11 protein-coding genes are annotated in these 12,494 nt (G+C 61.3%); 7 read left to right on the plus strand and 4 right to left on the minus strand.

The features are described from left to right. Positions 1-229: 229 nt before the first annotated feature. Complete coding sequence (locus tag A3CW_RS0112320) at positions 230-697, minus strand: YaiI/YqxD family protein (protein WP_028203848.1); 468 nt, start codon at positions 695-697, stop codon at positions 230-232. 182 nt (positions 698-879) lie between these two features. On the opposite strand from A3CW_RS0112320, the gene arcD reads away from it, so the two are divergent. Further along, positions 880-2,343 carry an arginine-ornithine antiporter gene (gene arcD, locus A3CW_RS0112325; protein ID WP_028203849.1) on the plus strand — a complete coding sequence of 488 codons (1,464 nt, stop codon included), beginning with the start codon at positions 880-882 and terminating at the stop codon, positions 2,341-2,343. Positions 2,344-2,371: 28 nt separating this feature from the next. On the opposite strand, the gene A3CW_RS0112330 is transcribed toward arcD, so the two are convergent. Both A3CW_RS0112330 and A3CW_RS0112335 read right to left on the minus strand, forming a co-directional pair. Continuing rightward, entirely contained in the window at positions 2,372-2,962 is a 591-nt protein-coding gene (locus A3CW_RS0112330; protein WP_028203850.1) for a dimethylsulfoniopropionate lyase, read from the minus strand. 39 nt (positions 2,963-3,001) lie between these two features. Beyond that, the gene (locus A3CW_RS0112335; protein ID WP_028203851.1) at positions 3,002-3,931 is read right to left on the minus strand and encodes a DMT family transporter; all 930 of its coding nucleotides are present in this window, start codon (positions 3,929-3,931) and stop codon (positions 3,002-3,004) included. Positions 3,932-4,353: 422 nt separating this feature from the next. On the opposite strand from A3CW_RS0112335, the gene A3CW_RS46075 reads away from it, so the two are divergent. Together A3CW_RS46075 and A3CW_RS0112345 are read left to right on the plus strand one after the other, a co-directional pair. Next, positions 4,354-5,205: an N-formylglutamate amidohydrolase gene (locus tag A3CW_RS46075; protein WP_051481419.1), complete on the plus strand. Its 852-nt coding sequence runs from the start codon at positions 4,354-4,356 to the stop codon at positions 5,203-5,205. An 89-nt stretch (positions 5,206-5,294) separates the two neighbouring features. Continuing rightward, complete coding sequence (locus A3CW_RS0112345; RefSeq protein WP_028203852.1) at positions 5,295-6,299, plus strand: LysR family transcriptional regulator; 1,005 nt, start codon at positions 5,295-5,297, stop codon at positions 6,297-6,299. Positions 6,300-6,311: 12 nt separating this feature from the next. Here A3CW_RS0112345 and betI read toward each other — a convergent pair whose 3' ends face one another. Further along, positions 6,312-6,974, minus strand: coding sequence for a transcriptional regulator BetI (gene betI, locus A3CW_RS0112350; RefSeq protein ID WP_051481420.1), 663 nt, complete (start codon positions 6,972-6,974; stop codon positions 6,312-6,314). A 517-nt stretch (positions 6,975-7,491) separates the two neighbouring features. Here betI and pruA point away from each other — a divergent pair. The 4 genes from pruA to A3CW_RS0112370 all read left to right on the plus strand — a co-directional run bounded on the left by pruA (position 7,492) and on the right by A3CW_RS0112370 (position 12,483). Beyond that, the gene (gene pruA / locus A3CW_RS0112355) at positions 7,492-9,102 is read left to right on the plus strand and encodes an L-glutamate gamma-semialdehyde dehydrogenase (RefSeq protein WP_028203854.1); all 1,611 of its coding nucleotides are present in this window, start codon (positions 7,492-7,494) and stop codon (positions 9,100-9,102) included. 32 nt (positions 9,103-9,134) lie between these two features. Continuing rightward, positions 9,135-10,211: an ABC transporter ATP-binding protein gene (locus A3CW_RS0112360; RefSeq protein WP_028203855.1), complete on the plus strand. Its 1,077-nt coding sequence runs from the start codon at positions 9,135-9,137 to the stop codon at positions 10,209-10,211. A 171-nt stretch (positions 10,212-10,382) separates the two neighbouring features. Continuing rightward, positions 10,383-11,642, plus strand: coding sequence for an ABC transporter permease (locus tag A3CW_RS0112365; protein ID WP_028203856.1), 1,260 nt, complete (start codon positions 10,383-10,385; stop codon positions 11,640-11,642). Between the two features lie 4 nt (positions 11,643-11,646). Next, positions 11,647-12,483, plus strand: coding sequence for an ABC transporter permease (locus A3CW_RS0112370; protein ID WP_028203857.1), 837 nt, complete (start codon positions 11,647-11,649; stop codon positions 12,481-12,483). Positions 12,484-12,494: the final 11 nt, after the last annotated feature.

A 12,494-nucleotide genomic window follows, 5' to 3' on the forward strand; every position in this document is an offset into this window, starting at 1 on the left:
CGTGATCGGCGGCAAAGTCCGGCTGCGCCGGGGCGGGCGGGGGATCGGCTACTTTCGGGAAATAGCGGAGTTCGCAGTCGCGCCGCCCCAATTTTGGCGTCAAATCATCTGATAAAAAACCCTGTGCGCGTCAGGGGATAGCAGCACACAGTGAATATTTCGGCTCTAATCGCGCGCGATTCGCGTGTGCGGGGCCACGACGATCCCAAACGTCTCGCGCTTTGAGCCATCACCCAGTCTTGCGCGGCGGCGGACTATGCCGCGCGAGAAATCGATCGAGCTGGCTGGCAAACGCCTTGCTGTCACGCGCGCTGAACGGCGCCGGACCGCCCGTTTCGATGCCTGCACTGCGCAGTTGATCCATCACGTCGCGCATCGTCAGCCGTTCCTGAATATTTTCGCGCGTGAACCAGTTGCCGCGCGGATCGAGCACCTGTGCGTTCTTTTCGAGCACCGCGGCGGCAAGCGGTATGTCGGCGGTAATCACTAGGTCGCCCGCCTCGACCAGTTCGACAATGCGGGCGTCGGCCGCGTCAAATCCCGCCGGCACCTGAATCGACTTGATGAAGGGCGACGGCGGTGTGCGCAGATATTGGTTTGCCACCAGCGTCACCTGAACTTCGGCACGCCGCGCGGCCCGAAACAACATGTCCTTGATGACGGCGGGGCAGGCGTCAGCGTCGACCAGCACTTGCATGTAGGGAATCCCGGCACAATAAAGCGCGATCATATCGCAATGCCGGCGATGCGCCGCGCATTGCCCGACGTTTCCAGTCGTTTCCGGATGCACTGCGTTTTCCTTGCATTTGCCTGCATACCTGCCAACATTGATTTCGCAAGCCGGATGCCCCGACCTGACACTGCGAAGACGGAGCGGACATGAGCGACGCCACCCACGGGTTCGATGCCGCCGGGGAACACAGGGACACAAACGGGCTGCGACTGGGCGCGCTCGTTGCCCTCGTCGTGGGCTCGATGATCGGCGGCGGCATCTTTTCGTTGCCGCAGAATATGGCCGCTTCCGCCGGCGTGGGCGCCGTTCTGATTGGCTGGGTCATTACGGCCTTCGGCATGCTGGCCCTCGCGCTGGTATTTCAGACACTCGCCAACCGCAAGCCGAATCTCGATGGCGGCGTCTACGCTTACGCCAAGGCCGGATTCGGCAATTACATGGGCTTCGCCTCGGCTTGGGGCTACTGGATCAGCGCGTGGCTCGGCAACGTCGGCTACTACGTGCTGCTATTCAGCACGCTCGGGTATTTTTTCCCCGTCTTCGGCGAAGGCAATACGTTACCCGCAATCGCCTGCTCTTCGGTGTTGCTGTGGAGCGTGCATTTTCTGGTGCTACGGGGCATCAAAGAGGCGAGCTTCATCAATCAGATCACGACGATTGCGAAGATCGTTCCGCTCGTCCTTTTCATTCTCATCTGCCTGCTCGCGTTTCGGCTCGATGTCTTCTCGGCCGATATCTGGGCGCGCTCGAATCCGGCGCTGGGCGGTGTGCTCGATCAGGTCCGGAACATGATGCTCGTCACGGTCTGGGTGTTCGTCGGCATCGAGGGGGCGACTGTTTTTTCGGCACGCGCCGCGGACCGCAAGAGCGTCGGCAAGGCCACGGTGATCGGATTTTTCGTCGTGCTTCTCGTGCTGGTGCTCGTCAACGTGCTGGCGCTCGGCATCATGACGCAGCGTCAACTCGCCGGCTTGAAGAATCCCTCGATGGCAGGCGTGCTCGAGCACGCTATCGGACATTGGGGCGTGGTGCTGGTGAGCGTGGGGCTCGCCATTTCGCTGGCTGGCGCACTGCTTTCGTGGGTCATGCTGTGCGCGGAGATTCTGTTCTCGGCCGCGCGTGACCGCACGATGCCCGCGTTCCTGCGCAAGGAAAACGCGAGGCAGGTGCCGGCCAACGCCTTATGGCTGACCAACGGCATGGTGCAGCTGTTTCTGCTCATCACGCTGGTGTCGAAAGGCACCTACCTCTCACTCATCTATCTCGCCACCTCGATGATTCTCGTGCCTTACTTCTGGTCGGCGACCTATGCGTTACTGCTCGCCATTCGCGGCGAGACTTATGAACTGTCGCAAAAGGAGCGCCGCAGGGATTTGACGATTGCTGCGGTTTCCGTGCTCTACGCGGTCTGGCTGCTGTATGCGGGCGGCGTGAAATACCTTCTCCTTTCGTCACTGCTTTACGCGCCGAGCGTCGTCCTGTTCGCCAAGGCGAGGCGCGAGGCCGGGCAGCACGTGTTTACGCACCTGGAGAAAATCGTATTCGCAGCCGTGCTCGTGGCCGCGGTCGTGGCGGGCTACGGCTTGTATCGCGGGCTGCTGAGCCTTTGATCGGGCGGCCGATATTCGAAAAGCGCGCTCATACCAGCAGGCACCATAGCGCGAGGAGCGGGGTGGTGCCCGCGCGCATGGCGTGCAGGCTGTTGGGCGGATTGTGCAGGCCGCCGCCGATGCCCGGATCGAACCAGTCTCCATCGCGCTGGCGGAATTCGCCTGCGCTGAGCAGCACATAGGCCTCTTCAGGGGGATGTCGATGATCGGGGTATCGCGTGTGCGGCGCGAGCAGCGAAAACCCTAGCTGCACGTCGTATCGGCTTTCCATGCCGCCGGGGCCGCAAATCATGCCGTTCACGTGCTGCTCGACATAGTCCTGGCTTCCATTCGCTCCGGACGTTCGCCGCTGCCAGCCGATAGTGGGTTCTAGCGTTTTGATAGCGCGGGCCGCGTCGCCGAGACGGGTTGACTCATCAAGCAGTGGCGCGAGCGATGCATCGAGGAGGCCGCAGGCGGGATAGCGTTCGCGGTTGCGCTTGCCGTCGTCGGACGGCTGTTCGAGACGCTCGAATACTTTCACGGCCATCTGGCGGCCAGCCTCCGGCAAGGCTGGCGCCTGAAACACCGTTCGGGCAACGCGAATGAAATGCTCGAGGTTCTCATGTCGCTGATACATGGAGGCTCCGGTAATTGTGTTGCGGCGATATCGCCCTGCTTATTCAAGACTTACGGCGCTCTGAACTGGCGTCACTTCCCTTTGAACGGTCCGCTGTCGCCCGATTTCGAGCATGGCGATGCTGCCGAGTATCAATAGCATCGCCGCGATTTCGAGTTGACCCACGTGCTCACCCGCCGCCCAGCCTATCGAAAGCGCAATCACAGGGGTGATATAAACCGCACCGGAAGCCGCAACGGCGCCCAACTCCTGCAACAGGAAGTAGTAAAGCAGGAACGATGACCCTGTACCCAGCAAACCCAGGCCGATCACCACCCCGGCCGTTGCGCGTCCGTCCTGCAAAATCTGGCCGGTGCCGTGGAGGTCGGTCAAGGCAAAGAGTATCAGCAATGCGAGGCCCATTTGCCAGGTCACGATAGCGAGCGGGGCGAGCTTGATTGGAGTGAGAAAGCGCCGGACGTAGATATACGACAGTCCAAAAACGATCGCGCCCGCGATCATCCACGCGACGCCCGCGAGGCTAACAGGGTGGTCGCCATTCAGAGCGGACCACGGGCGGGCAATGAGCGTAATGCCCGCCATGCCCAACGCTACGCCGCCTACCATCAGGCGGTTCATCTTCTCGTTGCGCAGAAACACCGTCGAAGCGATCGAGGTGAAGATGGCAGGCGACCCGCCTAGCACGCCGGCAATACCGGACGGAAGCAGCGCGGTGCCTTTTGCCATGGCGAAGTAGCTGAAGGCCGTGGCGAGTGCCGCCATCATCGAGAAGTGATGCAGATAGCGGATCTGGCCCAGCCTCAATACCCCTTGGCGCCACGCGAGAGCGGCGAGCGGTATGAAGCCGAAGAGGACGCGCAAGAACGATATCTGACCTGGGCTGATGAATGGCGCCGCCGATTTCATGTAGATGAAATTCGATCCCCAGAAGAGTCCGAGGAGAAGGAAGGCGGTATAGGTCCGTATCAAGGTACGATCCAGGCAGGGTTGTCAGCCACGGGCAAATCGGCGCTGCCAGCATAGCGAGCGCCATCCGCGCAAGCGGGTGCATCCACTGCGCTTATAGATAGCAGAAGCGGCGTGCGCCAGGTTCTCTTTCTCATTCGATCTGCCAAGCGGCCCTTAGAGAATGGCGGCCTTGTGAGTGTGGCCTGCGTGCGCGGCTGTTCGCTGAGTATTGGATCGGGAGGAAGACGCGTCAATGCGCTTTATTTTCACGCTGGCATTCCTTGAAGTTATTCGTGCTCCGTGACGCATCGCGCCTTTGATTAAGCCGCGGTTATGAAAAGTGAAAGCGTGGCTTACGCTAGCCCACGCCAGCGGGAATCGATGTAAGTTCGCACGAGGACCGCAGCCTGGCGGCGGTCACGCATCATGACGGGGGTGAGTGCATGCAGAGCGATAATTTCGGGGCCATTGCTCGCGGCGAGATGCCGGTGATGGTGGTGGCACCCCACATCGGCAGCAGGGTGCCGGCGGAGTTGCTGTCGAATCCGGCGTGGGCGCCGATCGATGGGCGTCTTTCGGATCCGGCAGGCGTTGCGTGGATCGCGACGGCGCGCGAACGCGGCATGTCGACTGTCGCGGCGTCGGTGCATCCTTGTGTGATCGACTTCAACGTGGCAACCGACAACCGGTCGCTTTCGCCGCGCTTAAACCGTGTGGGACTGTGCCGGACGCACACGTCGCGCGGGGAGCCGCTGTATCCGCAGGGCTGCGAACCTGACGAGGCCGTGGTCGATGCGCGGATCGCCGCCTACTGGCTGCCATTTCACCAGACCGTGACGGCCGAGATTATTCGCCTCAGGAAAATTCACGCAAATATTGCGGTCCTGGTTTCGCACGCGAGTTCGTGGCTCTCGCCGTACCGCGAGCAGGCGGGCGGAACCGACTTCAATCTGGGCACTCACCAGGGCGACGCGTGCGATCGTCTGCTGGTTGCCGCGCTGACCGACGCCGCCCAGGAGCACGCGCGCTCATGGGTCGTCAACGGGAAGCTGGGTGGCGTCTTCGCTGCGCAGCACTATGGCGTGCCCGAGAGTGGCGTGCATGTCGTAGAAGTCGAGATTGCAGGCAAATGGCGCAACGAACTCGAGGCAAGCGGTGAGGCAGGCCTCGTTTGCAATTCGCCCCAGCGTGACATGGCCGCGCTTCTGGATGGTGCATGCGCTGCGGTTCGGAAGCTCCCCGCTGGCGCCGATAATGTGCTCGCTGCGCTCGAAGCCGTAAGGTGCGCTGACTAAGGATGCAACTCGGGACGCAAAGCGGCCGGATTGGCGCAAACGCCGCGTCTGAGACGTGTTAAATTTTGGGGAAGCATTCGTCCACAGCCATGAAAGACAACGCGTCGCCAGAAAAATATCCTGATTGGGACCTCCTCGCCAGCTGGGTCGCGGTGGTGGAGGCCGGCTCGATTTCGGATGCTGCCAATCGGCTCGCAATCTCTCAGGCAGGGGTTTCGCAACGCATCAAGGCGCTCGAAACACTGCTGGACACGACCTTGCTCGACCGGGCAACGCGCCCGGCCCGGCCAACGGCAGCGGGTCAGCGCCTGTTCGAGCACGCCACCGTATTGCTGCAGGGCGCAGACCAGATGGTCGAGAGCGTGCGCAACGTGACGCGCGCGAAGCGCGTCGTCGTGCGCCTCGGGTGTGTCGATTCGTTTGCGGCGACGATCGGGCCCATCGCCATTAAAGCGTTGTCCGGCACATCGCACCATATTCGCCTGTGGTCCGGCATCACGCCCACACTCGACGGGCAGCTCGAAGCCCGCCAACTCGACATGGCCGTGACGACCAGCAGCGCCTCGCATGCTGCCGGCATCCGCAAGAGAAAGCTGTTTTCCGAGCCGTATGTCGTTGTGCTGCCGGGCAGCTTCGAAGTCGACCGCTTCACGACACTGGCCGAGTTGAGCACCCACCTGCAATTCATTCGCTACAGCGCGCGCTCGGTCATTGGCCAGCACATCGACTCGTATCTGTCTGCGCACGGCGAGAACATCGAGCGCACCTGCGAATTCGACGCCACGGATCCCATGCTCAGTCTTGTCGCGGCGGGCCTTGGCTTCGCCATCACGACACCGTTGTGCCTGTGGCAGTCGCGTCACTATGTGCCCGAAGTGCGTGTGGTTCCGTTGACTGCGTTTTCCCGCCACGGCCGGCCTTATGGACGGCTGACCCGGTCGTTCTTTCTTTCGTATCGGGAAAACGAACTCGGCCATCTCCCTAATGACCTCTACGATCTCATTCGACGCGCGTTCGAGAGACAGGTCGCGCGCGATATTGCCAAGGCCCTTGCGCTGAAGCCGGAAGAAGTCGGCGATACCGACGACGAATAGCGCGAGGCTTCACTAGTGTCGTGAAGGGGTGAGGCGGCGAAAGCTTGCCTTCCACCCTTGATTCGTCGCGTCGTCGATCATGCCGTGAAATATTCCCAGCACCTCGTCGATCGAAATCGTGCCGGCCACGCGATGTTCGATCCATAGACCATGCACGAGCGCCAACGACTGGATTGCGTAGATGTTTGCCATCGTCGCATCGCAGCCGGCCTGTCGAAAGTCGTGAACGAAGTTCGAGCGCAGGCGCCGCGAAAACGCTGCACACAGGCGTTGAACCTGGACCTCATGGGCCGACGAACTCCACATGTGCGGCCAGACGTTGGCTGCGCCGGGGCTCATGACTTCGTCGCTAAAGCACAGGTCGACCATGAATTTCACGCGCTCGATCGGGTCGCGAATATCGCGCCGGCCCGCAATCAGCTGATTGCGAACGCTTCGGATCATGTAGACGAATGTCTTGTAGACGAGATTGCTCTTGTTCTCGAAGTGATGATGCACGAGGCCCACTGAAACGCCGGCGTGTTCGCTGACCTTCCTGATCGTCAGGTTTTCCAGGCCGACCTGGCCCACGACGTCCAACGTCGCATCGATCAGTTTTAGACGCATGCCGTCGTACTCCACGGGTTCTGCCTTGCGCGTATCGGCCTTAACGGTGGGTTCCACGTCGTGACGCATGGTGCTGTCCTCAGTCGGGGAAAGGGCGCTGCGACGCCACAAAAAAGCTGAACATTCGTTCATGGGAAGCAGAAGTATAGCGGCTTCTATTATCTAGAAACGCTGAACAAATGTTCATCGATTCACCATCGTTTTGGCCTGGTATTTACCCTCTCTGTGCGATCGCTGCAGGATTGGTGCCCGTATAAACCCCTATCAAATCATTTTTGACATCCATCTGAACGCATATATAGTCGTTTCAGCGCGCCTTTTGCTGAACATATGTTCAGTTTCAATGAGAGGTAGAACCGATGTGTGTTCAGCGCTGTTGCCTCGCCTGCCGTTCATAAGGGGCAACGATCCACAACATAAAGCCAGGTTAAATAAGCAGCCGTTCTTTTTGCACCCTCTAGTCTGGACACTGAGCGTCGCTGGTGCCTTGAGAACCCCGCAAACCTGTGCCAGGTAAGGGTTCTCCCGGGTTGAGCCCCGGTGGGTTCCTGGGCGGCTCGTCCAACTTTTCTGGTAAGGAGCAAGCGTGATTTCAGGTCCACAATTTCCGTTGCCGGCGAATGAAGCCGAAGTTCAATTTGGCGAAGGCACCGCATCTGGCGCCGCGCTGCGCAGTGCGCTCGGGGAGCGTGACGTCGTAGAAATTCCGACCGTCATCGGCGGCAAGCGGTACTTCTCCAACGAAGTCACGGAGGTTCGGGCTCCTCACGATACGCAGCGCGTGCTCGCGCGAATTCACCGCCCGTCGGAATCGCAGATCAAGGAAGCGATTGCCAGCTCGAAAAGCGTTGCACGCGACTGGGCGAGCCTTACGCACGCAAGCCGCGCGACGATTCTGCACCGCGCAGCCGATATCGTCGCGACGCGTCTGCGCGCAAAGATCAACGCCGCCACGATGCTCGGTCAAAGCAAGACGCTCGACCAGGCGGAGCCGGACAGCGCATGCGAGCTGATCGACTTCCTGCGTTTTAACGCCTACAACGCACAGCGCGTGTACGCGGAGCAACCGATGTCGGTCCCGACCGCCGTGAATCGCGCGGACTGGCGGCCGCTCGAAGGCTTCGTCTATGCGGTGTCGCCGTTCAACTTCACCGCGATCGGCGCGAATCTGACCACGGCTCCGGCCATCATGGGCAACACGGTGCTGTGGAAGCCGTCCGAAAAGTCGGCGCTCGCGAACTACATCTTCTTCGAAGCCCTCGAAGAGGCCGGCTTGCCGCCGGGCGTGATCAACTTCGTCCCCGGCGAAGCCGAATTGACGACGCGGGTTGCGCTGTCGTCGCCGGATCTCGCAGGCATTCACTTCACCGGGTCGTCCGCGGTGTTCCAGTCGCTGTGGAAGGGCGTGGCCTCGAAGGTGGACACGTTCCGCACAATTCCGCGTCTGGTCGGCGAAACGGGCGGCAAGGACTTCGTGCTCGCCCATCCGTCGGCCAATGCGTCCGAGGTCGCCATCGCGCTCGTGCGCGGCGCGTTTGAATATCAAGGCCAGAAGTGCAGCGCCGCTTCGCGCGCATACCTTCCGCGCAGCCTGTGGTCCGCGGTCAGCCAGCAGCTTCGCGAGCGTCTCGCCGAACTCAAGGTGGGCGATGTGACCGATTTCAGCACCTTCATGGGCGCGGTCATTTCACAGGCTTCGCATCAGAAGCTGAGCCGCGTGATTGACGCGGCGAAGGATGACGCTTCCGTGAAGCTCGTTTCCGGCGGCAAGACCTGGACGGAGCCGGGCTGGTTCGTCGAGCCGACCGTGTTCGAAGTGAATGACCCGCAGCACGCGCTCATGAAGGAAGAACTCTTCGGCCCGGTGTTGTCGGTATTCGTCTATGAAGACGCGAAGTGGGACGAGACCCTCGAACTCATCGATTCGACGAGTCCCTATGCGCTCACCGGCTCGATCTTCTGTACGGACCGCTTCGCGCTTCACCAGGCCGAGGGCGTGCTCGTCAATGCGGCGGGCAACCTGTATCTGAACGACAAGCCGACTGGCGCGATGATCGGCCAGCAGCCGTTCGGCGGCGGCCGTGCCAGCGGCACCAATGACAAGGCAGGTTCGTATCTGAACCTCCTGCGCTGGGCCTCGCCGCGTGTGGTGAAGGAAACCTATCTGCCGGCTCGCGACTGGAAGTTCGGCGCCTGACCACCGAGTATGGCTTCTCCTGGAGAGTAGTGATGTCGACCATTGTCTCTTTCAAGAACGTTCAAAAGACCTACGACGGCGAGACCCTCGTGGTGAAAAACCTCAACCTCGATATTCGCGAGGGCGAGTTTCTCACAATGCTTGGACCGTCCGGGTCGGGCAAGACGACATGTCTCATGATGCTGGCCGGCTTCGAGACGGCAACGCACGGTGAGATTCTGCTTCAGGGGAAGCCAATCAACCGCATTCCGCCGGAGCGGCGCAATATCGGCATGGTTTTTCAGAGCTACGCGCTTTTCCCTCACAAGTCCGTCGCGGAGAACCTGGCGTTTCCGCTGAAGGTCCGCAAAATCGCGAAGGATGAAATCGTCCGCAAGGTGAGCCGGGCGCTCGCGATGGTGAACATGGAGAAGTTCGCGAACCGTATGCCCGGCCAGCTTTCCGGCGGTCAGCAGCAACGCATTGCCGTTGCCCGCGCACTGGTCTTCGAGCCCGCGCTCGTGCTCATGGACGAGCCGCTTGGCGCGCTGGACAAGCAGCTGCGCGAGCAAATGCAATACGAAATCAAGCAGATTCACGAGCAAAGCGGGCTGACAGTCGTGTACGTGACGCATGACCAGAGCGAGGCCATGACGATGTCGGACCGCATCGCGGTCTTCAACAACGGCGTCATTCAACAGCTTGCGCCGCCCGCCGATCTGTATGAAAAGCCCGAAAACGCCTTCGTAGCGCGCTTTATCGGCGAGAGCAACGAACTGAAGGGAATGGTGGCATCGGTCGAAAGCAAAGCGTGCACCGTCAAGCTCGACGGCGGGGCAACGATTCGCGCGAGCACGGGCGCCGCGATTCGCGCCTCCGGTTCCGCCTGCGTGTCGCTCAGGCCCGAGCGTGTGGCAGTAGGTGAGCACGCACGCGTGTGTGACAACGTGTTCAACGGCGGTGTGAAGGACCTCATCTACTACGGCGACCACCTGCGTGTCGTCATGCAGGTGTGCGGGCGCAATGACTTCATCGTCAAGCTGCCCAATGACGGAGCGGCTCGACAGCTGCGTATCGGCGACTCCGTGGAGATAGGCTGGATGGCCGACGCCTGCCGCGCCTTGCAATAGTCACGGCGTAGGCCGGTTATCCGGTGTGGATGGCTTCGCACCAGTACGAAGCGAATCCACAGATTCATCAGGCATCCTGATCGGATGAACCCCGCATAAACGTATCTGCTGTTGCATTGACGAGGAGGGCGCGGTCGCTACCGCTGGACTACGATGATTCTACCGACTGATATGGTTATCCCGACAGGCGACGCCGCGCAGGTTGTCGTCGCAGACTCGAAGAGCCTCAAGGCGAAACTCCGTAGCGCGGAGCGCACGGAGCGCACGAAGGCCATGTTGCTGGTCTTTCCACTGTTCGCATTCCTCCTCGTCACCTTCCTCGTGCCCATCGGCAGCCTTCTGACGAAGAGCTTTCGCGACCCGACGGTCTCGCAGGAACTGCCGCATGCCGCAGCGCTGTTGCGCGCATGGGACCCCGCAAGCGGCCAGGTGCCCGGCGAGCAGATCTACGCCGCGTTCGGGCATGACCTGACCGCCGCCAAGGGGACGGACGGTGTGAGCCGTGTCGCTTCGCGCCTGAACTACGACGAGAGCGGCATGCGCAGCCTGATCATGAAGACCGCGCGCCACATCGACGAGAGCGGCGAGGGAACGTGGCGCGAGCGTCTGTCGAACATCGATTCACGGTGGGGTGAATTGCAGGCGTGGTCGACGCTCAAGTACGCCTCGTCGCCCTGGACCTTCGGGTATTACCTGAAAGCGTTCGATTTCGAGCGCGACGAGCACGGCGCCATCGTGCGCCAGCCGGACGGCGAGCGGCTTTACGTTGGCGTGTTTCTGCGCACGGCGTGGGTAAGCCTCGCGGTCAGCCTGCTTTGCCTCCTGCTCGGCTATCCCGTTGCCTACTTTCTGGCGAACCTGCCGGCGAAGTACAGCAACCTCTTCATGATCATGGTGCTGCTGCCGTTCTGGACGTCGATTCTGGTTCGCACCACGGCATGGGTTGTCGTGCTGCAAACGCATGGTGTCCTGAATGACCTGTTGATTCACCTGGGGCTGTCGAAGCACGGCGTGTCGCTCATCTATAACCGCTTTGGCGTGCTGGTGGCGATGACGCACATTCTCCTTCCCTACGCGATTCTTTCGCTTTACAGCGTGATGAAGGGCGTGCCGCCTATCTACATGAAGGCGGCGCGATCGCTCGGTGCGGGTCCCGTGCGTTCGTTCTTCCAGGCCTATTTTCCGCAGACGCTGCCGGGCGTGGGCGCCGCCGGGATGCTGACGTTCATTCTCGCGGTCGGCTACTACATCACGCCGGCGATCGTCGGCGGCCCCGACGACCAGCTCGCGAGCTACTACATTGCGAATCACGTCAATACCACGTTGAACTGGGGGCTCGCGAGCGCACTCGCGTCCATCCTGCTCGTGGGCGTGCTCATCATCTATAGCCTCTTCGTGAAGCTCACTGGCGGCGGCATCAAACTGGGGTAATCACATGTTCAATTTTCCAGCCTATGTGACGGTCTGGGGCCGTCTTGGACGATTCACTCACCTGGGTGTCTCGCTGGCCGTGCTGCTGTTCCTCGTGCTGCCCGTGCTCGTGGTGATGCCGCTGTCGTTCAGCTCGCAGCCGTACTTCACTTACCCGCTGCCGGGATTGAGCCTGCGGTGGTATCAGGACTTTCTCGGCAGCCCCGACTGGATGCTGGCGCTGAACAACACGCTCATCACGGCATTCTCGTCGACGGCGATCGCGACGGTGCTTGGCGTGACCGCTTCGCTCGGGCTGACGAGCCCGCGCCTGAAGGGCCGGGCCGTGATCACCGGTCTTCTCGTGTCGCCGATGATCGTGCCGCTCATCATCACGGCCGTGGGCGTGTATTTCGCGTTCAGCCCGCTGGGCCTGACGAGCAGCCTCACCGGGCTGATTCTCGCGCACGCGGCGCTGGGCGTGCCCTTCGTGGTGGTTACCGTGACGGCGACGCTGGCCGGGTTCAACGAGACGCTCTCGCGGGCCGGCCGAAGCCTCGGTGCCTCTCCGCTTCGCGTGTTCCTGCAGGTGAAGCTCCCCATCATCGCGCCAGGCGTGATATCCGGTGCGCTCTTCGCCTTCGCGACTTCCTTCGATGAAATCGTCGTCGCGCTCTTCCTGACCGGCCCGGATCAGAAAACGATTCCGCGGCAGATGTGGTCGGGTATTCGCGAACAACTCAGTCCGACCATTCTGGCCGTGGCGACGATTCTGGTCGTGATTTCGACGCTGCTGCTCGTGACGCTCGAACTGCTGCGGCGCAGAACCGAACGCCTCAGAGGCACCGCCAACGCGATTTAACAAGGTTGATC

This window comes from Paraburkholderia nodosa DSM 21604 (genome assembly GCF_000519185.1).
GTDB lineage: Bacteria > Pseudomonadota > Gammaproteobacteria > Burkholderiales > Burkholderiaceae > Paraburkholderia > Paraburkholderia nodosa.

Bases quoted from the DNA above. Each gene is read 5' to 3' on its own strand.
- A3CW_RS0112360 (WP_028203855.1), top strand. From the start codon at position 9,135: ATGTCGACCATTGTCTCTTTCAAGAACGTTCAAAAGACCTACGACGGC.
- A3CW_RS0112370 (WP_028203857.1), top strand. From the start codon at position 11,647: ATGTTCAATTTTCCAGCCTATGTGACGGTCTGGGGCCGTCTTGGACGA.
- A3CW_RS0112320 (WP_028203848.1), bottom strand. From the start codon at position 697: ATGCAAGTGCTGGTCGACGCTGACGCCTGCCCCGCCGTCATCAAGGAC.
- A3CW_RS46075 (WP_051481419.1), top strand. From the start codon at position 4,354: ATGCAGAGCGATAATTTCGGGGCCATTGCTCGCGGCGAGATGCCGGTG.
- A3CW_RS0112365 (WP_028203856.1), top strand. From the start codon at position 10,383: ATGGTTATCCCGACAGGCGACGCCGCGCAGGTTGTCGTCGCAGACTCG.
- arcD (WP_028203849.1), top strand. From the start codon at position 880: ATGAGCGACGCCACCCACGGGTTCGATGCCGCCGGGGAACACAGGGAC.
- betI (WP_051481420.1), bottom strand. From the start codon at position 6,974: ATGCGTCACGACGTGGAACCCACCGTTAAGGCCGATACGCGCAAGGCA.
- A3CW_RS0112330 (WP_028203850.1), bottom strand. From the start codon at position 2,962: ATGTATCAGCGACATGAGAACCTCGAGCATTTCATTCGCGTTGCCCGA.
- A3CW_RS0112345 (WP_028203852.1), top strand. From the start codon at position 5,295: ATGAAAGACAACGCGTCGCCAGAAAAATATCCTGATTGGGACCTCCTC.